A 26,602-nucleotide genomic window follows, 5' to 3' on the forward strand; every position below is an offset into this window, starting at 1 on the left:
ATGCAGCAGTTGCAGTGGACCGACGAGCGGGTGGAGCTCCTCAAGAAGCTCTGGAACGACGGTCTGAGCGCCAGCCAGATCGCCGGCGAACTCGGTCAGGTGACCCGCAACGCCGTCATCGGCAAGGTCCACCGCCTGGGGCTGTCGGGCCGCGCCAAGGCGCCGTCCACCACCGCCCCTCGCGCCCGCAAGGCCCCGCGCAGCGCGCCCTCGGCGCCGCCGCGCCCCTCCATGCCGGCCTCGCGTTCCAACCTCGCCTTCAAGCCGCGCCCGGCGCCTGATCTGGTGCCGGAGACGGAAGTGGCTCGCCTGCCCGAGGTCGACAACGTCGTTCCCATGGGCGAGCGCTGCACCATCATGGAGCTGAAGGAATATTCCTGCCGCTGGCCGATCGGCGAGCCGGGCAAGGACGATTTCCGCTATTGCGGCGCCCGCTCCGGCACCGGCATTCCCTATTGCGCCTACCATGCCCGCATCGCCTACCAGCCCGTGGCCGACCGCCGCCGCGACCGCAAGCAGGCCGGCGGGCGCTGAGCGCCGGCGCAGCCGTCACAACCAGAAAAGCGATGCAAACCAACGACCCTCTCCGCAAGGAGGGGGTTTTTCTTTGGAGGCCGGGCCGGACCGCGGGCCGCCGTCAGAACGGCATCATGCGCTCGACGACGAGATAGCCGGTCAAGAGGCCCACCCCGAAGAGGACCACGATCGCCGCCGCGACGAGTTCGGCCGCGCTGAGCACGAGCGTCGCGGCGCCGGTGCGGGCCGAGGCGAGGCGCACCGCCAGACCCTTGGCGCCGGAGGCGAGGGCCGCGATGACCGCCACCGTGATCGCCGTGCCGACCGCCATGGCGAAGGTCGCCGCCACCCCGGCCTGGACGATGCCCTGGGACAGGGCGAAGACGAGGATGAGCACGGCGCCGGTGCAGGGCCTGAGGCCGACGCTCAGCACCACCGCCAGCGCCTCGCGCCAGGAGTGGATGCGCGCCACCTGCTCGGCCGCCGGCAGGTGGACGCAAGCGTCGTCGCAGGCCATGCCCGGCACCGGCCGGTTCTCCCGCCACGAGGCGAAGCGGGCGAGGAAGGCGCGGCCCTTCTGCCAGGTCAGCCTCAGGCCGATGGCGATGATGAGGCCATAGGCGGCGATTTCCACCCAGTTGACGACCCGGGTCATGGTGCGGGCCGTGACCCCGAGGAGCGCCGCCAGGAACCCGACGAGGGCGATGGCCGTCAGCGCCTGGACGAGGGACGACAGCGCCGCCAGCGCCACGCCGCGCCTGATCGTGGCGCCGTTGGCGACGATGTAGGACGAGATCACCGCCTTGCCGTGGCCGGGTCCCGCGGCATGGAAGACGCCGTAGAGAAAGGAGAGCCCGACCAGCGTCCAGGCGGCCCCGGACTGGCCGCTGCGGATGCCGCGCACCGCCGCCGAGAGCTGGCGGTAGAACAGCGCCTGCTGCTCGATGATCCAGCCGACGAGCCCGCCGGGAGCCGGTGGCCGGGCGCCGCCGAAGGCCGAGGGTGGCGCCTGGGCGAGGGCCGGCGCGAGAGCGACGACGCAGCCGGCCAGGACCAGCGCGACGAGGAGCGCGGCGCCCCGTCGGGAAGGGGTCACGGGCAGGTCACCGTGAAGCGGCCGGCGAACTGCTGGCCGAAATTGGCATTGGCTCCCAGAGCCTGGAAGAAGCTCTCCGACAGGGTGCCGACCTGGGCGCTGCTCCCCTTGGGCGGGGAGTAGTCGAGGCGGCAGCCGGCCGGAGCGGCGACGAGCCGCATCGGCTCGCCGTCGGCTGGCGTGAAGGCGACGAAATAGTCGGGATCATAGACCTCGACGGTCAGGGGACGGCCGGCGGCCTTGAAGGGCGTCGCGATCGGCACCGTGAAGTGCAGCCTGAGCTTTCCGCCGACCACCTCCGACCAGGCGTCGCGCACCTCGCCGAACGAGACGTAGCGCCGCTCGTGGCGCAGTACCGTGAAGAACTTCTGCTGTCCCAGATGCTCGACGTTGACCTTGGTGAGTTCGGCCAGTTCCTCGCGGGTGAACTGGCCGTCACCGTTCTTGTCGAGCCCCTGGGTGGCGAAGCTCGAATACATCTCGTCGAAGGTCCACACGTGCAGGAAGCCGGTGATCTGGCCCGCCCCGTCGTGCAGCAATTGCGTCTCCGTCTCCACCTGGACGTGGGGATGAGCCTCGGCCGGTCGCGCCGAGGCGATCGCGAGCGCCAGGGCGCAGAAGGCGAGAAGGCGAGTTTTCGGCACGGCGAACCCTTGTGCTCGGTCACGCCAGTGATAAGGCGGGGAAGACGGCCAAGATATGGCGGCCCTCGTGGTTAACGCGGGGTTGATGCGCCCGCGAGCGGGCGACCTCTGCGCCGGCGCGGCTTGCCTCCTGCGATGCCCGGTGGAATGGTCCGCCATCCCCGCCGATACCGCCTCCGAGGATCTCCATGCTCGCCAACCTGACCATCGACAGCCGCCGTCTCTGGGACATGCTCATGGAGACGGCCGCCATCGGCGGCACGCCCAAGGGCGGCATCCGGCGCCTGTCGCTCTCCGACGAGGACCGCCGCGTGCGCGACTGGTTCCGCCGGGAATGCGAGGCCCTCGGCTGCACCGTCCACATCGACACCGCCGGCAACATGTATGCGATCCGCCCCGGCAAGGACATGAGCCGCAAGCCCATCGCCATGGGCAGCCACCTCGACACCCAGCCAACGGGGGGCAAGTTCGACGGCGTGCTCGGCGTCCTCGGCGGCCTCGAAGTGCTGAAGACGCTGCATCAGGCCGGCTACGAGACCAACTCGCCGCTCTGCCTCGTCAACTGGACCAACGAGGAGGGCGCGCGGTTCTCGCCCTCCATGGTCGGCTCGGCGGTCTATGCCGGGGCCTATACCCAGGCGCAGATGGACGCCGTCACCGACAAGGACGGCATCACCCAGGGCGCGGCGCTGGAGTCCATCGGCTATCGCGGCGCCGAGAAGCCCGGCGCCCTCGCCTTCCAGGCCTATTTCGAGATCCATATCGAGCAGGGGCCGATCCTCGACGAGGAGAACCTGTCGGTGGGCATCGTCACCGGCATTCAGGCCATCAAGTGGTTCAACTGCACCATCACCGGCCGCGAGAGCCATGCCGGCACCACGCCCATGGCCTATCGCCGCGACGCGCTCGCCGCCTTCGCCGAGGCGGCCGGCGAGATCCGCAAGATCGCCATCGACCACGGCGGCCTCGCCACCATCGGCATCGTCTCCGCCTATCCCGGCTCGCCCAACATCATCCCCGGCGAGATGCGCTTCACCCTCGACATGCGCCACCATGCCGACGACGTGCTGAAGACCATGGTGACCGCGGCGAAGATCGCCATCGCCGAGGCGGCGACCGGCCACGACGCCGCCTACGACGTCCAGCCGCTGCAGGATTCCCCTGCCCAGCCTTTCGACGCCACGCTGATCGCGGCCGTGAGGGCGGCGACCGAGAAGCTCGGCCTGCCCTCGCGCGAGATCACCTCCGGCGCCGGCCACGACGCCATGTACACCGCGCGCGTCTGCCCCACGACGATGATCTTCGTGCGCTGCGCCGAGGGCCTCAGCCACAACGAGGCGGAGAGCGCCACGCTCGAGGACTGCGGCAACGGCGCCCAGGTTCTGCTCGAGGCCGTGCTCGCCTACGACGCCCGCGGCTGAGCGCGCTTTCCATCGCGGGTCGCTGCTGGTAGACCGCCCCGGCAGCGACCAAGAGGCCAATCCATGTCGGACATGCGCGTCGTCATCGCCGGGGCCGCCGGCCATATGGGCCGGGTTCTCGTGCGTCTCGTCCAGGAGACGGCGGGGATGAAGCTGGTCGGCGCCATCGAGCCGGAGGGCCATGTCGCCATCGGCGAGGACGCCGGCCTCCTCGCCGGCGTCGGGCGCACCCTCGTCGCCGTCAGCTCGGACATGGACGCGGCGCTGGCCCAGGCCGACGGCATCATCGACTTCACCATTCCCCGCGTCTCCGTGGAAATCGCCGGTCTCGCCGCCAAGCACCGCAAGGTCCATGTCTGCGGCACGACGGGGTTCTCGGACGCCGAGAACGACGCCATCGCCTCCTCTGCCCGCATCGGCACCATCGTCAAGTCGGGGAACTTCTCCCTCGGCGTGAATCTGCTGGCGGCGCTGGTGAAGCGGGCGGCCGAGGCCCTCGACGAGGATTTCGACATCGAGATCCTGGAGATGCACCACAACCGCAAGATCGACGCGCCCTCCGGCACCGCCCTGATGTTCGGCGAGGCGGCGGCCCGCGGCCGCGGCATCGAGCTCGCCGCCCGGTCGGATCGCGGCCGCGACGGGCAGACCGGCGCCCGCCGGCGCGGCGACATCGGTTTCGCCGCCCTGCGCGGCGGCACCGTCGTCGGCGATCATTCGGTGATCTTCGCCGGCCCCGCCGAGCGCATCGTCATGAGCCATCACGCCGAGGACCGCGCCCTCTTCGCCCGCGGCGCGCTCAAGGCGGCGCTTTGGGCCCATGGCCGCCCCGCCGGCCTCTATTCCATGGCCGATGTCCTCGGCCTCTGACCCCTCACAGGATCCCACCATCATGACCGAACGGCTTCTCGTGCTCACCCGCCACGGCGAGAGCGAGTGGAACCTGAAGAACCTCTTCACCGGCTGGAAGGACCCCGGCCTGACGCCGAAGGGCATCGAGGAGGCGAAGACGGCCGGCCGCGGCCTCAAGGCGCTCGGCCTCGGCTTCGACGTCGCCTTCACCTCGGCGCTGACCCGGGCCCAGCACACGCTGAAGCTGATCCTCGATGAGATCGGCCAGCCCGGCCTCGAGACCATCCGCGACTTCCGCCTCAACGAGCGCGACTATGGCGACCTCTCCGGGCTCAACAAGGCGGAGACCGCCGCCAAGTACGGCGACGAGCAGGTGCACATCTGGCGCCGCTCCTACGACGTGCCGCCACCCGGCGGCGAGAGCCTGAAGGACACGGTGGCGCGCGTCCTGCCCTATTACGTCGAGACGATCCTGCCGCGGGTGATGCGCGGCGAGCGCGTGCTGGTCGCCGCCCACGGCAATTCCCTGCGGGCGCTGATCATGGTTCTCGACCATCTCGACGACAAGACGATCCCCTCGCTCGAGCTGAAGACCGGCGTGCCGCTGGTCTATCGCCTCAACGCCGACACGACGGTGGCGTCGAAGCAGGTGCTGGAAGGCTAGGACGGCAACGTTTGGCGGCTGCCCGTGCCGGCAGTCGCCGCACCAGCTTGCATTCCTGCGCGGCGTGCTTCCTTGGTTGTCCATGACGGTATCATGTGACAGCATCGGCCTCGTTCTGCTGGACCGTGGGCGATAGAGCGGATCCAGGCTTGATGGGATCGATGAGATGAAGCGTGGTTCACTGACGGCATCGCTCTGTGCGGCCGTTTTCGCCGTGATCGCCGCGGGCGTTCCCGCTCAGGCCCAGTCGATGGATGATGCCTGGCAGTCGGTGCTGCGGCGATGGGTCGGCAACGGCTGGAAGCCGTTTCACGAGGGCGGCTACAATTTCACGGCCGACGGCAATCAGGGCCGGCGCTGGGGAGCGGGCCTGCGGGCCGGCGAGGCGGTGACGTTTGGCGCTGTCTGCTCCAATTGCGACGGCGTCCAGCTCATCCTGCGCGACGGCCGCGGCAACATCCTCGCCACCGCCAACGCGCAGCGGCCATCGAGCAGCCTCAGCCATACGCCCCGTGAAAGCTCGAACGGGTCCATCCAGCTCATCCCCGTCGGCTGCCGGCAGCCGGCCTGCCCGGTGCGCTACACGTCCTTCGTGCGACGCTGAGGCGCGGCGCGGGGCGCCGCCACCGGCGAGACGCCCGTCGCCTCACGACACCTTGAGGTCGGCCTGGGGCAGCGGCGGCCGCGTGTCGGCGGCCGCTGCCTGGGCCCGGCCGGTGGTGATCGCCATCGAGGCGGAATCGTAGAAGCATTTCATGCTCTGGATGAGCCGCCCGCGGAAGCGGACGAGGTCGCACCGCTCGCTCTCGATCACCCGCCCGTTCGGCCGGAACATGAGCGAGGAATGCCAGTGCACGAAGGCGTCGTCGCCCTTGACGACGATCTTCTCGATCAGGAATTCGCGCACCTCGAACACCCGGTGGAAATGGCCGAGAACCTCCGTCAGTCCGGCGATGCCCACGCGCAGCCCGGCATGGGGGTTGAGGACCGGGTTGCCCACCAGCGTGAATTCGCAGTCCTCACAGAACAGCGAGGCGAGCGCGAGCGTGTCGCCACGCGCCCAGGCCGCATAGCCGACCTTCAGCTTCTGTTCGAGACCGAGCTCGTCGGTGACGAGATGCAGCACCATCCTGAGCGGCTCCATGCACGCGTGCGTCACGTGAAGGTATGAGACAGCCTTGGCACAAATCAACAGAGGCATTCGGCGAATACACCCCGCGGCGCGACGCGGATCAGGTCGGACACGTAGGCGTCCACCGAACCTCAGGCTGCGGCACGCAAGGCTTGCGAGCGGCGGCATGTCTGCCCTACCCTCTGCGTAAATCGATTTAAAAAAAACGACCCCGGGAGGAACACCATGCCGTCGCGCGCCGTGCGCAACGTCGACCGCTCGCTCATCCGCGAGAAGGCGAAACTGATCCGCCGCGAGACCGTGCGGCTCACCGACATCTGCGGCTCCGGCCATTACGGCTCGTCCTTCTCCATGGCCGAGATCGTGGCGCTGCTCTACTACCAGCTCCTCCACGTCAAGGCGGACGAGCCGCGCTGGGCCGACCGCGACCGCTTCACCATGGGCAAGGGTCACGCCGCCATCGGCCTCTTCCCCGTGCTGGCCGATCTCGGCTTCTTTCCCGCCGACTGGCTCGACACCTACAGCCGCATGGGCTCCTTCCTCGGCGATCATCCCGAGATGAAGAAGGTGCCCGGCATCGACTTCTCCTCCGGCTCCATCGGCCACAACCTCTCCGTCTCCGTCGGCATGGCGCTCGGCGCCCGGCTGAAGGGCTCGCCCGCCCGCGCCGTCTGCCTGATGGGAGACGGCGAGATGAACGAGGGGCAGATCTGGGAGGCCGCCCAGGCCGGCGCCCACTACGGCCTCGACAACCTCGTCGGCATCGTCGACATCAACGGCGCCGGCTCCGACGGCGATCCGCAGCAGACCCTGCGCTCCGAGCCTCTCAAGGAGAAGTGGGAGGCCTTCGGCTGGAACACGATCGTCCTGAGGGACGGCCACGACATCGATTTGACCTTCGACGCGCTCAACCGCGCCCTCAACGCCCCCGACGGCCGCCCGGCCTGCGTCCTCGCCTATACGGTCGCCGGCAAGGGCGTCTCCTTCATGGAGGGCACCTGGCAATGGCACCTCGGCTTCCTCGGGCCGAAGGACATCGAACGCGCCTATGCCGAGATCGACGCCGGCGAGATCGGGTGAGGAGCGAGACCATGAGCCAGAGCGAGAAGTACCGCGCCAATCCCCCCGCCCCCGGCATGGCCTACATGTCGGCCGAGCTGAAGAAGACCATCGACCTCGCCGAATCCACCGTTACCGACGACTTCGACGAACGCTCCTGGGACATGGTCGTCTCGCTCGGCCTGTCACGCCAGCTCACCACCGGCAGGACGCTGATCGAGCTCGCCGAGGCCGGCCATGACGACATCGTCGTCTGCACCGCCGATCTCGGCCGCCCGACCCAGGTCATTGGCTTCGGCCAGAAATATCCCGACCGCTATTTCAATTTCGGCATCGCGGAGCGGAACATGATCGGCGCAGCGGCAGGCCTCGCCACCATGGGCCTGACGCCGGTCATCTCGAACTACTCGTTCTTCCTCGCCCTGATGGGCGTCGAGAACATCCGCAACGACATCTGCTACACCAACCTGCCGGTGAAGATGGTCGGCACCCATTCCGGCATCGCCATGGGCTTCTACGGCACCTCGCACCATTGCTGCGAGGACATCGGGGCGCTGCGCGCCATCCCCAACCTCACCCTCATGGCGCCCTGCGACGGCACCGCCCTGTCCTCGGCGCTGCGCACCAACGTCAAGCATCCCGCGCCCATCTATTTCCGCGCCGGACGCGGCCGCGAGGCTGTCGTTTATGACAAGGAGTTCGACTTCCGCATCGGCGGCTCCAACACCCTGCGCGAGGGACGCCATGCCACGGTCCTCGCCATCGGCAACCTGGTGAAGGCCGGGCTCGACGCCCACGACATCCTGAAAAGCGAGGGCATCGAGATCACCGTGGTCGACATGTACTCGATCCGGCCGCTCGACGTCGCAGCGGTGCGCGACGCGGCGAAGCGCGGGCCGATCGTCTCGGCGGAGGAGGCGAACATCACCGGCGGCTTCGGCGCAGCCATCGCCGAGGTCATCGCCGAGGAGGGCCTCGGCACCCGCCTCACCAAGGTCGGCATGCCCGACGCCTATTCGGTTCTCGGGCCCCCGACCCACCTCTACCGCCACTATGGCCTCGACGGCGAGGGCGTCGCCGCCGCGGTGCGCAGGGCGCTGAAGGGCTAGGGGATTGAAGGCTGGGTAGGTTCGTCGAGTGAGATGGCCCCACCCGCACCCTCCCCGCGCTGCGCGCGGAGAGGGGGACTTTAACGCCATCCACAGACTTCGACGCTGGCGCCAGGCTCGACCTTCGGAGATTGGGCGCGACGCCGAAGTCCCCCTCCCATCGCGCAGCGAGGGGAGGGTGCGGGTGGGGCCTTCTGAGACCGCTCCCCTCAGAAATAGCCGGCGAGGTTCGCCCGGATGCGGTCGATCACCCGCCCCTCGTCCGAACCGATCTCGAAGCGCTGGCCGGTGATCGTCTCGAAGGCCTCGATATAGACCGCCGCGGTCGCGACGATCACGTCCTGCGGGATCGCCGGAATGTCGTCCTTGTAGGGGTCGCAGCGCGCCACCACCCAGTTGCGGACGAAATCCTTGTCGAAGCTCTCGGGCTTCTCGCCCGCGGCGAAGCGGGCGGGATAGCTCTCCGCCTTCCAGTAGCGGCTCGAGTCCGGCGTGTGGATCTCGTCCGCCAGCACGATGCGCCCGTCGCGGTCGGTGCCGAACTCGTACTTGGTGTCGACGAGGATCAGGCCCCGCTCCGCCGCGCGCTGCTGGCCCCGGGCGAAGAGCGCGAAGGCATAGCGCGTCAGCGTCTCCCACTGCTCCGGCGTGACGAGCTTCTGGTCGAGGATCTGCTCGGGCGACAGCGGCTCGTCATGGCCGCCGTCGAAGGCCTTGGAGGTCGGCGTGATGATCGGCTGCGGCAGGCGCTGGTTGTCCTTGAGGCCGTCGGGCAGGGTGATGCCATACATCTCCCGCTGGCCCTTCTTGTAGAGCGTGAGGACGGAGGTGCCGGTGGTGCCGGCGAGATAGTCGCGCACCACGATCTCCACGGGCAGGATGTCGAGACGGCGCCCGACCACCACGTTCGGGTCCGGATAGGCGATAACGTGGTTGGGGCAGATGTCCGCCGTCTCCTCGAACCAGTAGCGCGCCGTCTGCGTCAGCACCTCGCCCTTGAAGGGGATCGCCGCCAGGATGCGGTCGAAGGCGCTGATCCGGTCGGTGGCGATGATGACGCGGCTACCGTCGGCGAGGTCGTAATTGTCGCGCACCTTGCCGCGGTAATGGTTCGGCAGTTCCGGAATGGTCGCGTCGTCGAGGACGCGATGGGCGTTGGCCTTCAGTTGCGCCAGATCCATGGCCGTCTCCCTTGAGAGGCGAACGGCTCCTGAGGCCCCCGCCGGAGGCGACCTGATAGAGCCTGGCGTGCCGCGAGGAAAGGCCGCGACGCCATGTCCCCCTAACCGAATCGCGCGACTGGCAAAGCCTGTCCTTCCAACCCCAACTCTTGAATTGACCAAATTCAATGTTGTTAACACAATGCTTTCAATTATGCTTCCCGAGAGGCACCTCTGCGAGATCTAGATATGGCGAGCGTAGAAAAGAAACGAGAATACATAAACATGAGCTACGATAAAGTTACGATGAACCTCCTGCTGTCGCATTGGCACAACATCTGTCTACTCGGAGGCTATGTACACACTCATTTGTCTCAGACATATGCAAGACGAAAGAATTGGCTGACGATAGCAAATATTATTGCGACCATACTTGTACTATTTATGTCGCTCAGCGAGGACGCCAAAACTGTTATCAATGTTTACATTGGCTTTTTTAACGTCTCACTCGGCAATAAAGAGGCGTCGAGCGCGGCGATACTGATCAATTTATCGGCAGCAATGGTTGTTATTTTAACAATGGCTCAGTTTTATTTTCGATATGAAGAGAGACATCTGGAGCACAGAGCCAGTGCTCTGGAGTTTTTCAACTTGGCGAATAAAATAAATCGCTTTTTTGGGATAGATATTAGCCCGGACGATATTCACATGCTCAATAAACAGCTCAACTGGATCACAAAAGGTTCCTCCGGGCTGTCGAGGCTTCGCCAATATCAAAATGGCTATTCAAGTCGGATAGGTAATTTTATCCGAAATATCTTATACGATGAAAACAAAAAGGAAAAAATACTGTCGATAGAAGAGTCTATTGATCGACTTCAGTCACTGGTCGACAAATATGACTTTCGATTTGAAGGAATGCATGAAGTCGAGGCGGGCTGACACGCCAACACCCATGCTGGCGAAAAGGTGTGGCGTATCGGTGAAATGCCGGATTGCTTGACCGATCTCCTCCGAGCGGTTTGGCTCCCCTCCCCCAATGCCCAGCGAAAGAGCCCCATGGAAGCCTACGTCACCCCGGTCATCGAGTTCGTCAAAGCCAACCAGGCCTGGGCTCCCGCCATCATCTTCGCGCTGTGCTTCGCCGAGTCGCTCGCCGTGCTGTCGCTGATCGTGCCGGCCTGGGCGATGATCGTCGCCTTCGGGCCCCTGATCGGATCGGCCGGCATCCCCTTCTGGCCGATCCTCGTCGCCGCAGCCCTCGGCGCCACGCTGGGAGACGCCGTCTCCTACTGGTTCGGCTATGTCTTCAAGGACCGCATCGCGACGATCTGGCCTCTGTCGAAACACCCGGACATGCTGCCCAAGGGCCATGCCTTCTTCGAGAGATGGGGCGTCTGGGCCATCTTCATCGGCCGCTTTTCCGGGCCGCTGCGGGCTGCCGTGCCGCTGGTCGCCGGCATGCTCGCCATGTCGCAATGGAAGTTCCAGATTGCCAACGTGCTCTCGGCCTTCATCTGGGCCGGCGTGCTGCTGGCGCCCGGCAACTTCCTCGGCAAGTACCTGCCCTTCCTCCACTGAGCGGCCGTGGGTCGAACAGGACGGCCCAACGGCCTGCACGACCAAACTGCGTCCTTCGAGGCTCGCTGCCGCTCGCACCTCAGGATGAGGAGGTGAGTGAACTGCACCGCGGTTGTCGTGACGCGCGACGGCCGAACTGACTTTGACGCCGATGCAGAGCTGACACCCACCTCATCCTGAGGTGCGAGCCCGCCAGATGCGCTTGCATCTCGCCCAGGCGAGCCTCGAAGGACGCACTTGGATCGTGCAGCCGAAAGCCCCGCCACGATGTCTCAGACGAGCGTCGCCGTCCCCAGGTGCTCGACCGGAAAGGCGTGCACGTCCTGCAGAAGCTCCACGAAGGCGCGCGCCGTGAACTCGGTCTGCTCGCGCCCGCTCGCCGGAGTCGCGGCCGCCGCATTTCCCATGGCGCCAGCGGTGGAGAGGTCCTCGCTCATCCAGCCGAAGGATATGCGCTGGGTCGCGCGCAGGTGCCGGTAGCGCTGCTCCATCAGCACGGCGGCGGAGACGAAGTCGCGCGCCTTCGCCATGTGCACGAGGTCGCGGCGGAAATGCAGCATCTGCGAGGTCTCGATGGTGCCGCCATGGATGCCGTGGACATGCTCGGCCTCGGGGAAGAGTCCCTCCGGCGAACCGAGCCGGTGCCAGGAGCATTGCACCACGAACATCCCGTGCCGCCGCCTCAGCTCGCGCGCCACGATCTCCATGGTGGCGACGTTGCCGCCGTGGGAATTGGCGAGGACGAGCTTGCGCACCCCCGCCCGCGCGACGCCGTCGCCGATCTCGGTCAGCAGCCGGATCTGCGTCTCCGCCGAGATGGTGATCGTGCCGGGAAAGGCGACGTGCTCGTCCGACTTGCCCATCCACACGGTCGGCAGGAAGGTGACGGGCAGGCCCTTCGGCAGGATCTCCCGCACCGCCTGGACATTGCCCTCGGCGATGACCGTGTCGACGGAGACGGCGAGGTGCGGCCCGTGCTGCTCGATCGCGGCGAGGGGCAGCACGGCGATCCATGTTCCGGTCTCCGCCGCGCGGAACTCCTCGGTGGTCATGTCGCCCCAGAGCTGTCGCGGCAGCATGGCGCCCTCCGTCTTCTCCGGCTCAACCGGCCTTCGCCGCGACCACCTCGACCTCGACCTTGAACTCCGGTCGGGTGAAACCGGTCACGATCATCAGCGTCGAGGCCGGCGGCGGACTGGTGACGTGTCTGTCCCGCGACGCCATATAGCCGGCCATATGCGCCCGGTCCGTGACAAAGGCGTTGATGCGGACGATGTCGGCGACGTCCATGCCGGCGGCCGCCAGCATGTGGCCGATGGCGGCGAAGCAGAGGTCGGCCTGCGCCTCGGCGCTCTCGGGTATCGCGCCATCCGGCGCGAGGCCGAGCTGGCCAGAGCAGAACAGCATCCGCGTGCCCGCCGGAACGACGACCGCATGCGAATATTTGGCGAAGGGAGCCGGCATGGCGGCCGGCGTCAGCTTCTCGAGCATGGTCAGGGCTTGCCCGTCTGGATCGGCAGTGCGGTGGTTTGCTTGATGCGCTCCATGGCGAAGCGCGAGGTGACGTTCTTCAGCGGCATCTGCGCGATGAGGCGCTTGTAGAAGGCGTCGTAGGCGTCCATGTCGGCGACGACGACGCGCAGCATGTAGTCGACGTCGCCGGCCATCCGGTAGAACTCCATCACCTCGGGCATGGCCGCGACGAGCTCGGCGAAGCGGCCGAGCCAGCCCTCGGAATGGTCGGCCGTCTCCACCGACACGAAGACGGTGAGGCCGAGCCCGAGCTTCTTCGGATCGAGGAGGGCGACGCGGCCCTTGATGATGCCCTCCGCCTCGAGCTTCTGGATGCGCTTCCAGGCCGGGGTCGTCGACAGCCCCGAGCGCGAGGCGACCTCGGCGATGGACAGCGAGGCGTCGGTCTGCAGCACGGACAGAATGCGGCGGTCGGTATCGTCCATCCCCTGGCATCCCTTCACTGGGAATTGATCTTGCCGACAGGTTTAGACGGTCCCGCACGCCGTGGCGAGCGAGACGAGTGTCTGATGCACGCCTGCCGGGAACAGCCGTGCGCGCAGTCGAATCGCGGGATCAGTTGCCGGCGTAGAAGGCGGCCGGCCAGGGCCAGTTCACGGTATAGGCCGGGGCGCCCCAGAACCGGTCGCGGCCGATGCGGGCGCCGCGCATGCTGGTGGACATGGCCACCGGCTCGCCGGTCACGGTGTAGGGGGCGTAGAGGATGTCGGGGCGGGAGGTCAGGCGCTCCCCGGGGAAGGACACCTTCGGGGTCACCAGCCAGCTCGGGCGCGACACGCGGACCTCGGGAACCGCACGGCGGCGCTGCTGCGCCTCCGCCTGGTGCACGGCCGCCTCGACGGCGACGACAGCCGTCAGTGCGACGAGGCCGGTGGCGAACTTGGCGATCATGAGATGCTCCCGATGCGATGGCGAAACTCTAGCCTTCCGCCACGTCCCGGTCGAGAGCATGCCGGTCACAGATTGAGGAACTGTGACCGGCATGCGTCACCGCCTCTCAGGCAGCAATGCGCCAGGCCCGGCCGAGTTCCAGACCCTGCCAGCGCGGCATTTCCCTGCCCGTCGGGCTGACCAGACCCAGGGCGCCGTCCAGAGCGCCCGGGACCAGTTCCAGCCCGAGAAACCGCGACCGCTCCACCGGTCCCGGCATCCACAGGCGCTCCATCTTCTCAGGTGAGAAGCCGAAGCGCCGGTAATAGGCCTCGTCGCCGACCAGGATAACGGCCCGGTGGCCCTCCTCCCGCGCCCGCTCGATCGCCTCCCGCATCAGCAGCCCGCCGATGCCGGCCGAGCGGATCGTGCCGTCCACCGCGAGCGGGCCTAGGAGGAGCGCCGGCCGGTCGGGGCCGAGCGTGACGTTCCACAGCCTGACCGTGCCGACCAGGCGCTCGCCGGCCGTCGCGACCAGGGCGAGACGGTCGGCCGGCAGCCGCCCCTCGCGCAGGCGCTCGGAGGTCTTCTCGAAACGGTCGGCGCCGAAGGCCTGGTCGAGCAGCGCCTCGCGCGGCTCGACATGGCACGGACGCTCGTCGGAGACGATGATGGCGGAGGCGGGGGCGGGCGCGAGGCCCTGGAGGGAGACGTGCACGGTCATGGCCGCGGTCCTTCTCTGGCGAGAGAGTGACGACAGCCCTCGTGCCGGGGCGAGATGCCCACGGCCGGTCGGGACGCTTCAGGGGTTGGCGGAAAGCCCGCCCGGTCACCCGGGCGGGAGGAGGAGCGTCAGATGCAGACGCTCGCCAGCGGCGCGAAGCCGTTGAAGCCGACCGTGGAATAGGTCGTGGTATAGGCACCCGTCGCCTCGATCAGCACCTTGTCGCCGATGGAGAGCGACACGGGCAGGTCGTAGGGCTTCTTCTCGTACATGACGTCGACCGAATCGCAGGTCGGTCCCGCCAGCACGCAGGGGGCCGTCTCGTCGCCGTCACGCTCCGTGCGGATCGGATAGCGGATCGCCTCGTCCATGGTCTCGGCGAGACCGTGGAACTTGCCGATGTCGAGATAGACCCAGCGGACCTCGTCCTCGTCCGACTTCTTCGAGATGAGCACGACCTCGGACTCGATGATGCCGGCATTGCCGACCATGCCGCGACCCGGCTCGATGATCGTTTCCGGGAGACGGTTGCCGAAATGCTTGGTCAGCGCCTCGAAGATGGCCGCGCCATAGGCTTCCGCCGCCGGAACGTCCTTGAGGTACTTGGTCGGGAAGCCGCCGCCCATGTTGACCATCTTCAGCTCGATGCCGCGCTCGGCGAGCGTGGCGAAGATCGAGGAGGCGGTGGTCAGCGCCTGGTCCCAGGCACCCATGTTCGTCTGCTGCGAACCGACGTGGAACGACAGGCCGTAAGCCTGCAGCCCGAGGCGGTGCGCATGCTCAAGGACGCGCGGAGCCATCTCCGCCGCGCAGCCGAACTTGCGGGAGAGCGGCCACTCGGCGCCCTCGCAGTCCTGCAGGAAGCGGCAGAAGACCTTGACGTCCTTGGCGCCGATGATCTCGGCCTGGCGGCCGATCTTCTCGACCTCCGGCTCGCAGTCGACCGCGAACAGGCGCACGCCGTACTGGAGGGCGCGCGCGATGTCCTTCTCCTTCTTGATCGTGTTGCCGAAGGAGATGCGGTCGGCGGAGACGCCGGTCGCCAGGGCCTGCTCGATCTCGACCACGGAGGCGCAGTCGAAGCACGAGCCCATCTCGGCGAGCAGGTTGAGGATTTCCGGGGCCGGATTCGCCTTCACCGCGTAGAACACGCGCGTGTCGGGCAGCGCCCGGGCGAACTTGGCGAAGTTGGCGGCCACGACCTCGAGATCGACGACCATGATCGGGCCATCGTCGCGTCGGTTGCGGAGGAATTCGCGGATACGGTCGGTCATGTGATGTCCCCCCAGCCCTCTCTCCCGAGGACCAGCAAAGGGTTGAACCCATGGGCTGCGTCGGCTTCGCGGGTCCGCTGTGGAGACGGAACACCGGTGGCGTCGGCAACCCGATGACGTTCGCCGAGACATCTCTTCCGCGGCCGGGCTGGACACCCGTCAGCGAGACGAAGACGCCTTCGATTGGATTGGGGACATCCCCGATCCGCACGGCCGGCAAGAAGAACAAGCCTCTTCGGTAGCTGGCTCTGGACACCAGCTGAGACCAAAAAAGCCCGATCGTCGTTGCTTCAAGTCGCGTCCCCTGCGGAGGGCAGGGTTCGCCGGTTTGCCTCCGGCTGCCGGTTAGGTATCGAAGACCCCGCGTCTTGCGACGCCCCTGGAACACGGCCCGGCAGATCCCCGGCGCATTCCCAAGTCTTCGGGCGGCTGTCCGGCCTCTTGTCCGGATGCCCACCAACCGGCACGCAACCACAGGCACGTGCGAAATTGGGCAGCGCCGTAGATAGCAGATTCCGCTCCCGGTGCAAGACCTTTCGGGCCCCGCGGATCAAGAAAATTTGCTTGGCCGGCCATCGAGTTAACACCGCCCCATTTCCGCCGCCGGGGCGCCGTGTTCATGGACAAAACGCCGCATGCCCCGTTATGAGAACGACAGGGCGCGGGCACCCCGCCTGCGCCGGAGCCCGAGGACCTCGAGACGCATGGCCGCCGCGGTCGAACTCGCCGCCTACAAGGACGTCCTCATCATCCTGGCCTCGACGGCGGTCACGGTGCCGCTGCTCAAGCGCCTCGGCATCAGCCCCGCCCTCGCCTTTCTCGGCATCGGCGCCCTCGTCGGGCCGAGCGCCCTCGGCGGCATGGTCGGCAGCTTTCCCTGGCTGAGCTGGATCACCGTCTCGGACACCAAGCAGATCGGCACCTTCGCCGAACTCGGCGTGGTCTTCCTCCTCTTCCTCATCGGCCTCGAACTCTCCTACGAGCGCCTCACCCGCATGAAGCGCCTCGTCCTCGGCCTCGGCACGCTGCAGGTGGTCGGCACCGCCGCGGTCATCGCCTTCGTCGCCTGGTGGGTCGGCCGCCCCCTCGCCGCGGCCCTCCTCATCGGCGGCGCGCTGGCGCTCTCCTCCACCGCGGTGGTCGTCGAACACCTCGCCGAGCACAAGCGCCTCACCACCACCAGCGGCCGCACCACCTTCGCCGTCCTGCTCATGCAGGACCTCGCCGTCATCCCCCTGCTCTTCCTCATCGGCGCCCTCTCCCACAGCCAGGAGGGCTCGGTGGCGCTCGGTCTCGTCATGGCCGTCGGCCAGGGCGTCATCGCCATCCTGGTGGTCGTCGTGGTGGGCCGGCGGGTGCTGCGCCCCTTCCTGCGCCAGGTCTCGGCGCTGCACGAGCCGCAGGTCTTCATGGCCGCGGCCATCCTCATCGTCGTCGGCACTGGCGTCGTCACGGCCGCCTTCGGCGTCTCCATGGCGCTCGGCGCCTTCGTCGCCGGCCTCCTCCTCGCCGAGACCGAATATCGCCGCGCCATCGAGGCGACGCTCCAGCCCTTCAAGGGCATCCTGCTCGGCGCCTTCTTCTTTTCCGTCGGCCTGTCCATCGACGTCCGGGCGCTGTTCGCCACCCCGATGGCCTATGCCCTCGCCGTCACCGCACTGATCGCGCTGAAGATCGTCATCATCGTTCCGCTGGTGCGCGCCTTCGGGCTGAGCTGGCCGGTGGCGATCCGCTCCGCCCTGCTGCTCGGCCCTGCCGGCGAATTCGCCTTCGTCACCATGGGCCAGGCGACCGCCGCCGGCGTCGTCAGCGCCGAGGCCGGCGCCTTCATCACCACCATGACCGCCATCAGCATGGCGACCGTGCCGCTGCTCGACCGCCTCGGCGGCTGGATCGCCGACCGCCTGGCGGTGAAGGCGGCGCCGGATCCCGAACTCACCGTCGGCCCGCCCGCGGCGGCCGGCAAGCGCGTCATCGTCGTCGGCTACGGCCGCGTCGGCCAGCTCGTCTGCGAGATGCTGGCGCGCCATCAGGTGCCCTATGTCGCGGTCGACAGCGACCCGCGCGAGATCGCCCACCTGCGCCGCAAGGGCCACGCCGTCTTCTTCGGCGACGCCAACAGCGAGCCCTTCCTCGAGCAATGCGGCATCCGCGACGCCGCCTCGCTCGTCCTCACCCTCCACACCGGCGCGGCCCTGGACGAGATCGCCCAGATCGCCCGCAGCCTCAATCCGGGCCTCACCATCATCGCCCGCGCCCGCGACGCCGACCACGCCAAGAAGCTCTACAGCCTCGGCGTCACCGACGCCGTGCCGGAGACGATCGAAGCCAGCCTCCAGCTCTCCGAGGCCGTGCTCTTCGATCTCGGCGTGCCCGCCGGCAAGGTCATCGCCTCGGTCCACGAGCGCCGCGACGCCTTCCGGCGCGAACTTCAGGAGGCCGGCGTCGACGAGGCGCGGGTGCGCACGGCCGTGCGCACCAGCCAGCCCGATTCCACCGCTTCCGCACGGGTCTTGCCGGCGTCACGAAGCTGAGCCATGATCCATCGCTCACTGACGGCCCTCCGCCATTCCGGACGGGGGGCCGTATCCGTTCCGCAGGGCCTTTCGGCATCGAGGACAGGATGAGCGTCAACAAGTCGGGTCACATCAGGCTGACCTCGCATCCGGGCGCCGGCACGGCGTCACGCTTCAAGATCAACTGGGGCGCCGCGACGCCGGAGGAGCGAGGGCCCGTCGTCGCCACCGTCAATTCCGGACCCGACCGCAACGCCATCGGCACCCACGGCGGCTCCTACGCCCTCTACCGGGCGCTGGCCGTCTCCGCCGGCGCCCTCAATCCGATCCAGCGACCCGACCTCACCAACACCCATCCCGTCGTCGAGATCGGTCCCTTCCCGCAATGGTCGGAGCCGGGCCGCATCGTCTCCATCGACCCCTTCGGCCATCTGGTCGGCGAGGCCTTCGGCCGCGACATCGCCGAGGGCGTCGACATCCGCCCCTCCATCGCCATCACCAAGGCGCGGCTGACCCTTCCCGAGCTGCAGCACGACATCGGCAAGCGCCTGCCGGCCGACGGACGCATCGTCCGCGAGAGCGGCGACATCGCCTGCGTGAAGATCGCCATCGACCCCGTCTGGTACCTGCCCGGCATCGCCGAGCGCTTCGGCACCTCGGAGACGAACCTGCGCCGCACGCTCTTCGAACAGACCGGCGGCATGTATCCCGAACTCGTCACGCGGCCGGACTTCTCGGTGTTCCTGCCGCCCATCGGCAACACCACCGTCTATCTCTTCGGCGACGTGTCGAAGCTCGGCGATCCCTCAACCTTCATCTCGGGCCGCCTGCACGACGAGTGCAACGGCTCCGACGTCTTCGGCTCCGACATCTGCACCTGCCGGCCCTATCTCGTGCACGGCATCGAGGAGGCCGCCCGCGACGCCCAGGCGGGCGGCGTCGGCTTCATCGTCTACAACCGCAAGGAAGGCCGGGCGCTGGGCGAGGTGACGAAGTTCCTCGTCTACAACGCCAGGAAGCGCCAGGAGGGCGGCGACCAGGCCGCCACCTATTTCGAGCGCACCGAATGCGTCGCCGGCGTCCAGGACGCCCGCTTCCAGCAGCTCATGCCCGACGTCATGCACTGGCTCGGCATCCGCCGCATCGACCGCTTCATGTCCATGTCCAACATGAAGTACGACGCCCTCGTTGCCGCCGGCATCGACGTGGTGGAGCGCGTGCCGATCCCTGCCGACCTCGTGCCCACCGACGCCTCGGTGGAGATGGAGGCGAAGAAGGCCGCCGGCTATTTCACACCGGAGCCCGCCCCCTCGGCGGAGGACCTCGCCCGCGTCGTCGGCCGCAAGATCGAAGACTTCTGATGGTGCGTCGCCACTGCACAGCCCAGGTGCGTCCTTCGAGGCTCGGGCTTGCGCCCTCGCACCTCAGGATGAGGAGGGAAGCGTCCTGCAGCGTGATCCGGCCTCCAGGTCGCAGCCCTGCCCGATCAGAAGACGGTGCAGGGCACAAGCCCCCTCATCCTGAGGTGCGAGGCCCCCGGCGATGCGTCAGCATCGTCCGGTGCCGAGCCTCGAAGGACGCACTTGGTCGGTGCAGGGCCGACGGTGCCATGACATTCCAGCCGGAGACGCCTTGATGGCCTTCGCCATGCTCGACGCACCGCGGGCCGCCCGCTCGCTCCTCACCGCCTCGGCCGTGCGGGAGCGCTCGGCCAAGATGCTGGAGCTCGGCATCGACGGGAAGCTCACGGCCTTCACCGTCGCCATGGACCGCCTGCCGGCCGCCGCCGACCTCGTCGTGGAGGTGATCCGCGCCAACTATCCCGACCTCGTCATCCCCTTCCACGCCCGCTGGCGCCATTTCGTCGCCGGGGGCCGGGATCTCGGCACCGAGCTCCTCGCCCGCATCGCCGATCCGGCCGAGCGCGGCCGCACCGCCTTCGACCTCGCCATCGTCTCCGTGCTGCTCGACGCCGGTGCCGGCATGGCATGGCGCTACCATGACGCCGCCACGGGGGCTGAACTGTCGAAATCGGAAGGCCTCGCCGTCGCCTCCCTGCGCATGTTCGAGGCCGGCGCCTTCGCTGCCGACGGGGTGAGCCCCCGGGCCGATGCGGCGCGGCTCGCCGCTCTCACCGCCGACGACATCGCCCGCGGCTTCCAGGTGGGGCCGGACAATCCGCTGGTCGGCCTCGAAGGACGGGCGGCGCTGCTCGCCCGGCTCGGCGCCGCAGCGGCAGCCGCCCCCGCCGTCTTCGGCAGCCGTGATGCGCCGCGGCCCGGCGGCCTCTTCGACCACCTCGCCGCGACCGCCGAGGACGGACGCCTGCCGGCCACAGCCATCCTCGCGGCGGTCCTCGCCCATCTCGGGCCGATCTGGCCGAGCCGCGTGACGCTGGGCGGCATCGCGCTCGGCGATTGCTGGCACCATCCGCTGATCCGGGCGGGCGATGCCAGCGACGGGCTCATCCCCTTCCACAAGCTGTCGCAATGGCTCTCCTATTCGCTCATCGAACCGCTGGAGAGCGCCGGCCTCGCCGTCACCCATGTCGACGGGCTGACCGGCTTGCCGGAATACCGCAATGGTGGCCTCTTCGTGGACATGGGCGTGCTCACCCTGCGCGACCCTGCCATGGCGAACGCCGCCAACACGGTGGACAGCGCCCTCGTCGTCGAGTGGCGCGGCCTCACCGTGGCGCTCCTCGACGCCATCGCGCCGCTGGTGCGCGAGCGTCTCGGCCTCGCCGCGGAGGACTTCCCCCTGGCGCGCGTGCTCGAGGGCGGCACCTGGTCCGCCGGGCGGCGCCTCGCCCGCGAACGCCGCGCCGACGGCGGCCCGCCCATCAGGGTCGTCAGCGACGGCACCGTCTTCTAGGATCGCATCCCCATCGAGACCGCCTGGAGGGGCGCATGAACAAGGTCACCGTCGTCGACCATCCGCTGGTGCAGCACAAGCTGACCCTGATGCGCGACAAGAACCGCTCCACCAAGGGCTTCCGCCAGCTGCTGCACGAGATCGGCATGCTGCTCTGCTACGAGGTGACGCGCGACCTGCCGCTCGAGATGACCGAGATCGAAACGCCGCTGCAGACGATGATGGCGCCGCAGATCGGCGGCAAGAAGCTGGTCTTCGCGCCCATCCTGCGCGCCGGCCTCGGCTTCGTCGACGGCATGCTGGAGCTCGTGCCCTCCGCCCGCGTCGCCCATATCGGGCTCTACCGCGACCCCGCCACGCTCACCGCCGTGGAATATTACTTCAAGGCACCGGAAGACGTGGCCGAGCGCCTCGTCGTCATCATCGACCCCATGCTGGCCACCGCCAATTCGGCCATCGCCGCGGTGGACCGGCTGAAGGAGCGCGGCGTCACCAACATGCGCTTCGTCTGCCTGCTGGCAGCCCCCGAGGGCGTCGCCAAGTTCCACGCCCATCATCCCGAAGTCGGCATCTGGACCGCCTCGATCGACAGCCACCTCAACGATCACGGCTATATCGTGCCGGGCCTCGGAGACGCCGGCGACCGCATGTTCGGCACCAAGTAGGACCGTCAGCCCTTCAGCCGCTCGATCAGCGCCATGGCGGCGAAGGGGGCCTTCGGCTTGAAGCCGTTGATCATGAAGACGAAGACGTCGCGCGGGGTCTTGTTGACACGCCGCTTCGGGTCGATCCGCGGCAGATCCTCCGGCATCCCGCCGGCCGTCCACACGCCGGCGTGGCGCGCCCAGGTATCGAGCACCTGCGGGGGGTAGCCGGCCGGCTCCTCCTCGCGGGCGCATTGCAGCCTGACATAGACGAAGTCGGCGGTCGGATCGAAGAAATACGGGTAATCCGGTTCGTCGGCGAAGACGGCTGCGACACCGTAGCGGGCAAGCAGCGCCGGGAAGTCCGGCGTCATGAAGCTCTGGTGCCGCACCTCGACCACGTGGCGCAGCGCGATGCCCTCGACCTCCTTCGGGAGGAGGGCGAGGAAGGCCTCGAAATCGTCCGGCTGATAGGCCTTGGTGGCTGCCATCTGCCAGTTGATCGGACCGAGCTTGGCCTTCAGCCGGACGATACCGCTGCCAACGAAGCGCTCGATCGAGGGCCCCGCCTCCGCGAGAACCCGGCGATTCGTGGAAAAGCGCGGGCCCTTCAGCGCGAAGACGAAGTCGTCCGGCGTCTCGTCATGCCATTTCGCAAAGCTCTCCGGCTTCTGCGTGCCGTAGAAGGTGCCGTTGATCTCGATCGCCGTGACGTGGCGGCTGGCATAGTCGAGCTCGGATTTCTGAGCGAGCCCATCGGGATAGAAGCTCCCACGCCAGGGCTCGAAGGTCCAGCCGCCAATGCCAACCCGTATCGCTCCGCTCTTCGCCATGCCCGCCTCCCGCGCCATCTCATCCTGCCAGCCGGCTCTCCGGCAGGTGGCAGGAGCCGCCTCAGCCCCCCGGTGGCTGTCCCGCCTCCGACAGGAACGCGCGGACCGCGTCTTGGCTGCATCCGAGAAGCAGATGACCGCCGGAGGGATGCACCACCAGCCTCGCGCCGGGAATGGTGGCGGCCAGGTGACGCGCCGCCGGCAGCGTGTTGAAGAGGTCGTCGGCCGCAGTGACGACGAGGGTCGGACAGCGCAGCGTCTCCAGCGGACGCGTGGCCCTGTCCGGCCGGCTGTCGCGGCGGATGCCGTCCACACGGGCGCGCAGCGGCATCACGCCCCGCGCGAGGGCCAATGCCCGGCGCCGCTCCTCCGGCGGCGCCCCCCTATAGGCAGCGGGCGACACGCCGAGAAACCGCAGCACGAGGCGCGGCGCCAGCATCAGCCCCGCCCACCAGAGCGGGTCGGCACCGGCCTTCACCACGGCGAAGGCGAGCGAACTGGCAAGGCTCGGCTCAATCCGCACCGGGTCCCCCGGCGCCGCCGTCGCCGGCACGGCGAGGATGAGCGCCGCCACCCGCTCGGGATGGATGAGGGCAAAATCGAGGGCCGACCGCGCTCCGGCCGAGGCGCCGATCACCACGGCGCGGCGGATGTCGAGATGGTCGAGCAGTGCCGCGTGGAGCTCGACCTCGGAAGCGGTCTCCGCAGTGACGGGCAGCGGCGTCCCGGGATAGCCGGGTCGCGACGGCGCGATGATGCGGTAGCCATCGCCGAGGAGGGCCCCGGCCATGGCGAGGCCCTGGTCGAACCCGCCGCCCGATCCGTGCAGCGCCAGCACCGGCAGCCCCGTTCCCGTCTCGCGGTAGACGACCGGACCGGCGCGGGTCGCCGCCACCACCGCCTCGGCCAGTCTCGCCGTCGCACGCGCCATGTCCCGCCGATAACCGAGCGCGGCGATCACGAGGACCAGGAGAACGGCAATACCTATGGACATGGCCATGGCGGTGCTCCCCACGCGAAAAAGCCCCGCTGGCTTTCGCCATGCGGGGCTTTGGATTTGGTTGCGGGGGCCAGATTTGAACTGACGACCTTCAGGTTATGAGCCTGACGAGCTACCGGGCTGCTCCACCCCGCGGAAGGTGGTGTCTTGGCGGAGAGGAGCCCGGTCGCCTCTGGTTGCGACGGCCTCGGGACGCTGCCCTCGGCCTTTGGCTGCTCCACCCCGCGAAAGGGTCTTTCGGGTCGGCGGCGAAGATGGGCCGGGCGTCCCGGAAACGACAAAACCGCGCGGTGCGCGGTTGTCGTGTTGGTCGGCATGATGAAGAGCATTGTCCTTTGCAGGCCTGGCAGCGACCTACTCTCCCAGGTCTTGAGACATAGTACCATCGGCGCTGAGGAGTTTAACGGCCGAGTTCGGGATGGGATCGGGTTCAGACTCCTCGCCACAGCCACCAGGCCGGCAAAGGACAATCGAAGCAAGCTGGATTTATTCGTTTCGTCGATGACCGCCCTTTGGGAGGGCATTGGTCATGAGAGCGTTCAAGCCTATCGAACGATTAGTACCGGTAAGCTGCATGCATTGCTGCACTTCCACACCCGGCCTATCAACGTGGTGGTCTACCACGGTTCTCAAGGAAGACCTCGTCTTGAGGCAAGTTTCCCGCTTAGATGCATTCAGCGGTTATCTTTTCCACACATAGCTACGCTGCACTGCCGCTGGCGCGACAACAGCTCCACCAGAGGTGTGTCCATCCCGGTCCTCTCGTACTAGGGACAGATCCTCTCAAGTCTTCAACACCCACGGCAGATAGGGACCGAACTGTCTCACGACGTTCTGAACCCAGCTCACGTACCACTTTAATCGGCGAACAGCCGAACCCTTGGGACCTTCTCCAGCCCCAGGATGTGATGAGCCGACATCGAGGTGCCAAACGACGGCGTCGATATGGACTCTTGGCCGTCATCAGCCTGTTATCCCCAGAGTACCTTTTATCCGTTGAGCGATGGCCCGTCCACGTGGAACCACCGGATCACTATGACCGACTTTCGTCTCTGCTCGACTTGTCAGTCTCGCAGTCAGGCAGGCTTATGCCATTGCACTCGACGACCGATTTCCGACCGGTCTGAGCCTACCTTCGCGCGCCTCCGTTACTCTTTGGGAGGCGACCGCCCCAGTCAAACTGCCCACCATGCACTGTCCCGGACCCCGATGAAGGGTCGCGGTTAGATATCCATGTCTACAAGGGTGGTATTTCAAGGATGGCTCCACCAGAGCTGGCGCTCCGGCTTCAAAGCCTACCACCTATCCTACACATGCCAACACGAATACCAGTGCAAAGCTACAGTAAAGGTTCATGGGGTCTTTCCGTCTGACCGCGGGAACCCCGCATCTTCACGGGGAATTCAATTTCACTGAGTCTATGCTGGAGACAGCGGGGAAGTCGTTACGCCATTCGTGCAGGTCGGAACTTACCCGACAAGGAATTTCGCTACCTTAGGACCGTTATAGTTACGGCCGCCGTTTACCGGGGCTTCGATTCAGAGCTTGCACCCCTCCTCTTAACCTTCCGGCACCGGGCAGGCGTCAGACCCTATACGTCGTCTTGAGACTTCGCAGAGCCCTGTGTTTTAGGTAAACAGTCGCCACCCCCTGGTCTGTGCCCCCACATGCTGCTTGCGCAACACATGGGCCTCCTTATCCCGAAGTTACGGAGGTAAATTGCCGAGTTCCTTCAGCATAGTTCTCTCAAGCGCCTTGGTATACTCTACCAGTCCACCTGTGTCGGTTTCGGGTACGGTCTGATGTGGGAGCTATTTCCTGGAACACCGCGGCCGCCCGGTCAATCCAATAAGACCGAACGACGGTAAGCATCCGTCACTACCCACTGGCCCACGAATATTAACGTGGTTCCCATCGACTACGCCTCTCGGCCTCGCCTTAGGGACCGGCTAACCCTGCGCAGATTAACTTTACGCAGGAACCCTTGGACTTACGGCGACAGAGTCTCTCACTCTGTTTGTCGTTACTTATGCCAGCATTCTCACTTCCGATACCTCCAGGCGCCCTCACGGGTCGCCCTTCGCAGGCTTACGGAACGCTCCGCTACCACGCGTCTTGCGACGCATCCTAAGCTTCGGCTCGTGGCTTGAGCCCCGTTACATTTTCGGCGCAAAGACCCTTGTTTAGACCAGTGAGCTGTTACGCTTTCTTTAAAGGATGGCTGCTTCTAAGCCAACCTCCTGGTTGTTTTGGGATCCTCACATCCTTTCCCACTTAGCCACGAATTGGGGGCCTTAGCTGTAGGTCCGGGTTGTTTCCCTCTCGACGACGGACGTTAGCACCCGCCGTCTGTCTCCCGTGTAGTACTCTCAGGTATTCGGAGTTTGGTTAGGTTTGGTAGGTCTGTAGGACCCCCTAGCCCATCCAGTGCTCTACCCCCTGAGGTATTCGCACGAGGCACTACCTAAATAGTTTTCGCGGAGAACCAGCTATTTCCCAGTTTGATTGGCCTTTCACCCCTAGCCACACGTCATCCGAGTCTTTTTCAACAGACACCGGTTCGGCCCTCCAGTGAGTGTTACCTCACCTTCAGCCTGCACATGGCTAGATCACTAGGTTTCGGGTCTAACGCGACGAACTGAACGCCCTGTTCAGACTCGCTTTCGCTGCGCCTACGCCTATCGGCTTAAGCTTGCTCGTCACGCTAAGTCGCTGGCCCATAATACAAAAGGTACGATGTCACCCTTGCGGGCTTCACCTGTTTGTAAGCGTCCGGTTTCAGGAACTCTTTCACTCCCCTCGTCGGGGTGCTTTTCACCTTTCCCTCACGGTACTTGTTCGCTATCGGTCACTGAGGAGTACTTAGGCTTGGAGGGTGGTCCCCCCATGTTCAGGCAGGGTTTCACGTGCCCCGCCCTACTCGAGGATGCATCATACTTTACGTCTACGGGGCTATCACCCACTGAGGCCCGGCTTTCCTTCCGGTTCGACTTGTCTTTGATGCACCACTGGCCTGGTCCGCGTTCGCTCGCCACTACTAACGGAGTCTCTGTTGATGTCCTTTCCTCCGGGTACTTAGATGTTTCAGTTCCCCGGGTTT

At 66.8% G+C, this 26,602-nt stretch carries 25 protein-coding genes, 1 tRNA gene and 2 rRNA genes (1 of these 28 cut by a window edge); 13 read left to right on the forward strand and 15 right to left on the reverse strand.

Annotation, left to right across the window (positions count from 1 at the left end; all coding sequences use genetic code 11):
- Positions 1-534: a GcrA family cell cycle regulator gene (locus C6569_RS14110; RefSeq protein ID WP_106749455.1), complete on the forward strand. Its 534-nt coding sequence runs from the start codon at positions 1-3 to the stop codon at positions 532-534.
- Positions 535-637: 103 nt separating this feature from the next.
- Here C6569_RS14110 and C6569_RS14115 read toward each other — a convergent pair whose 3' ends face one another.
- Positions 638-1,612: a nickel/cobalt transporter gene (locus C6569_RS14115; RefSeq protein ID WP_106749456.1), complete on the reverse strand. Its 975-nt coding sequence runs from the start codon at positions 1,610-1,612 to the stop codon at positions 638-640.
- Positions 1,609-2,256, reverse strand: a complete 648-nt coding sequence (locus C6569_RS14120) for a DUF1007 family protein (RefSeq protein WP_245898105.1) — start codon at positions 2,254-2,256, stop codon at positions 1,609-1,611. Before C6569_RS14120 ends, C6569_RS14115 begins: the two co-directional genes overlap by 4 nt.
- 188 nt (positions 2,257-2,444) lie before the next feature.
- Here C6569_RS14120 and C6569_RS14125 point away from each other — a divergent pair, with 188 nt between their 5' ends.
- The 4 genes from C6569_RS14125 (at position 2,445) to C6569_RS14140 (ending at position 5,797) form a co-directional block, all read left to right on the forward strand.
- Positions 2,445-3,677 carry a M20 family metallo-hydrolase gene (locus C6569_RS14125; RefSeq protein WP_106749458.1) on the forward strand — a complete coding sequence of 411 codons (1,233 nt, stop codon included), beginning with the start codon at positions 2,445-2,447 and terminating at the stop codon, positions 3,675-3,677.
- Positions 3,678-3,740: 63 nt separating this feature from the next.
- Positions 3,741-4,547: a 4-hydroxy-tetrahydrodipicolinate reductase gene (gene dapB, locus C6569_RS14130; protein WP_106749459.1), complete on the forward strand. Its 807-nt coding sequence runs from the start codon at positions 3,741-3,743 to the stop codon at positions 4,545-4,547.
- Between the two features lie 22 nt (positions 4,548-4,569).
- Positions 4,570-5,193 (forward strand): 2,3-bisphosphoglycerate-dependent phosphoglycerate mutase, encoded by a 624-nt coding sequence (locus tag C6569_RS14135; protein ID WP_106749460.1) that lies wholly within the window; start codon positions 4,570-4,572, stop codon positions 5,191-5,193.
- Between the two features lie 166 nt (positions 5,194-5,359).
- Complete coding sequence (locus tag C6569_RS14140) at positions 5,360-5,797, forward strand: hypothetical protein (protein WP_106749461.1); 438 nt, start codon at positions 5,360-5,362, stop codon at positions 5,795-5,797.
- A gap of 42 nt (positions 5,798-5,839) precedes the next feature.
- Here the strand turns inward: C6569_RS14140 and C6569_RS21980 are convergent, their stop codons facing one another.
- Positions 5,840-6,337, reverse strand: a complete 498-nt coding sequence (locus C6569_RS21980) for a nuclear transport factor 2 family protein (protein WP_181313754.1) — start codon at positions 6,335-6,337, stop codon at positions 5,840-5,842.
- A 213-nt stretch (positions 6,338-6,550) separates the two neighbouring features.
- Here C6569_RS21980 and C6569_RS14150 point away from each other — a divergent pair, with 213 nt between their 5' ends.
- Together C6569_RS14150 and C6569_RS14155 are read left to right on the forward strand one after the other, a co-directional pair.
- Complete coding sequence (locus C6569_RS14150; RefSeq protein ID WP_106749462.1) at positions 6,551-7,405, forward strand: transketolase; 855 nt, start codon at positions 6,551-6,553, stop codon at positions 7,403-7,405.
- Between the two features lie 11 nt (positions 7,406-7,416).
- Entirely contained in the window at positions 7,417-8,493 is a 1,077-nt protein-coding gene (locus tag C6569_RS14155; RefSeq protein ID WP_181313755.1) for a transketolase family protein, read from the forward strand.
- A 209-nt stretch (positions 8,494-8,702) separates the two neighbouring features.
- Here the strand turns inward: C6569_RS14155 and C6569_RS14160 are convergent, their stop codons facing one another.
- Entirely contained in the window at positions 8,703-9,674 is a 972-nt protein-coding gene (locus tag C6569_RS14160; protein WP_106749464.1) for a phosphoribosylaminoimidazolesuccinocarboxamide synthase, read from the reverse strand.
- A 285-nt stretch (positions 9,675-9,959) separates the two neighbouring features.
- Between C6569_RS14160 and C6569_RS21745 the strand changes: the two genes are divergently transcribed.
- Positions 9,960-10,595 carry a hypothetical protein gene (locus tag C6569_RS21745; RefSeq protein WP_146144810.1) on the forward strand — a complete coding sequence of 212 codons (636 nt, stop codon included), beginning with the start codon at positions 9,960-9,962 and terminating at the stop codon, positions 10,593-10,595.
- Between the two features lie 117 nt (positions 10,596-10,712).
- Positions 10,713-11,234, forward strand: a complete 522-nt coding sequence (locus C6569_RS14165) for a DedA family protein (protein WP_106749465.1) — start codon at positions 10,713-10,715, stop codon at positions 11,232-11,234.
- Positions 11,235-11,506: 272 nt separating this feature from the next.
- Here the strand turns inward: C6569_RS14165 and C6569_RS14170 are convergent, their stop codons facing one another.
- From C6569_RS14170 to C6569_RS14195, 6 genes are all read right to left on the reverse strand, one after another.
- Positions 11,507-12,313: a creatininase family protein gene (locus C6569_RS14170; protein ID WP_106749466.1), complete on the reverse strand. Its 807-nt coding sequence runs from the start codon at positions 12,311-12,313 to the stop codon at positions 11,507-11,509.
- 22 nt (positions 12,314-12,335) lie between these two features.
- The gene (locus tag C6569_RS14175; RefSeq protein WP_106749467.1) at positions 12,336-12,725 is read right to left on the reverse strand and encodes a RidA family protein; all 390 of its coding nucleotides are present in this window, start codon (positions 12,723-12,725) and stop codon (positions 12,336-12,338) included.
- A 2-nt stretch (positions 12,726-12,727) separates the two neighbouring features.
- The gene (locus C6569_RS14180) at positions 12,728-13,192 is read right to left on the reverse strand and encodes an Lrp/AsnC family transcriptional regulator (RefSeq protein WP_106749468.1); all 465 of its coding nucleotides are present in this window, start codon (positions 13,190-13,192) and stop codon (positions 12,728-12,730) included.
- Between the two features lie 130 nt (positions 13,193-13,322).
- Entirely contained in the window at positions 13,323-13,658 is a 336-nt protein-coding gene (locus C6569_RS14185; RefSeq protein ID WP_106749469.1) for a hypothetical protein, read from the reverse strand.
- 106 nt (positions 13,659-13,764) lie between these two features.
- Positions 13,765-14,361 carry a GNAT family N-acetyltransferase gene (locus C6569_RS14190; RefSeq protein WP_106749470.1) on the reverse strand — a complete coding sequence of 199 codons (597 nt, stop codon included), beginning with the start codon at positions 14,359-14,361 and terminating at the stop codon, positions 13,765-13,767.
- A gap of 128 nt (positions 14,362-14,489) precedes the next feature.
- Complete coding sequence (locus C6569_RS14195) at positions 14,490-15,635, reverse strand: type III PLP-dependent enzyme (protein ID WP_106749471.1); 1,146 nt, start codon at positions 15,633-15,635, stop codon at positions 14,490-14,492.
- Positions 15,636-16,339: 704 nt separating this feature from the next.
- On the opposite strand from C6569_RS14195, the gene C6569_RS14200 reads away from it, so the two are divergent.
- The 4 genes from C6569_RS14200 (at position 16,340) to upp (ending at position 21,690) form a co-directional block, all read left to right on the forward strand.
- Positions 16,340-18,169 carry a cation:proton antiporter domain-containing protein gene (locus tag C6569_RS14200; protein ID WP_106749472.1) on the forward strand — a complete coding sequence of 610 codons (1,830 nt, stop codon included), beginning with the start codon at positions 16,340-16,342 and terminating at the stop codon, positions 18,167-18,169.
- A gap of 89 nt (positions 18,170-18,258) precedes the next feature.
- A complete protein-coding gene (locus C6569_RS14205) occupies positions 18,259-19,512 on the forward strand; it encodes a GTP cyclohydrolase II (protein ID WP_106749473.1) in 1,254 nt (417 codons plus the stop codon).
- 274 nt (positions 19,513-19,786) lie between these two features.
- Entirely contained in the window at positions 19,787-21,025 is a 1,239-nt protein-coding gene (locus C6569_RS14210) for a DUF1688 family protein (protein WP_425440675.1), read from the forward strand.
- Between the two features lie 35 nt (positions 21,026-21,060).
- Positions 21,061-21,690 carry a uracil phosphoribosyltransferase gene (upp, locus tag C6569_RS14215; protein WP_106749474.1) on the forward strand — a complete coding sequence of 210 codons (630 nt, stop codon included), beginning with the start codon at positions 21,061-21,063 and terminating at the stop codon, positions 21,688-21,690.
- Positions 21,691-21,695: 5 nt separating this feature from the next.
- Here the strand turns inward: upp and C6569_RS14220 are convergent, their stop codons facing one another.
- The 5 genes from C6569_RS14220 to C6569_RS14240 all read right to left on the reverse strand — a co-directional run.
- Positions 21,696-22,502: a DUF72 domain-containing protein gene (locus tag C6569_RS14220; protein WP_106751049.1), complete on the reverse strand. Its 807-nt coding sequence runs from the start codon at positions 22,500-22,502 to the stop codon at positions 21,696-21,698.
- 61 nt (positions 22,503-22,563) lie between these two features.
- Positions 22,564-23,502, reverse strand: coding sequence for an alpha/beta fold hydrolase (locus C6569_RS14225; protein WP_106749475.1), 939 nt, complete (start codon positions 23,500-23,502; stop codon positions 22,564-22,566).
- A gap of 58 nt (positions 23,503-23,560) precedes the next feature.
- Positions 23,561-23,637: transfer RNA gene (locus C6569_RS14230), tRNA-Met, on the reverse strand.
- A 206-nt stretch (positions 23,638-23,843) separates the two neighbouring features.
- Positions 23,844-23,958 (reverse strand): 5S ribosomal RNA (gene rrf / locus C6569_RS14235).
- 79 nt (positions 23,959-24,037) lie between these two features.
- A 23S ribosomal RNA gene (locus C6569_RS14240) occupies positions 24,038-26,602 on the reverse strand; it runs 234 nt beyond the window's last position.

Origin of the sequence: Phreatobacter cathodiphilus (assembly GCF_003008515.1) — a bacterium.
GTDB classification, from domain to species: domain Bacteria; phylum Pseudomonadota; class Alphaproteobacteria; order Rhizobiales; family Phreatobacteraceae; genus Phreatobacter; species Phreatobacter cathodiphilus.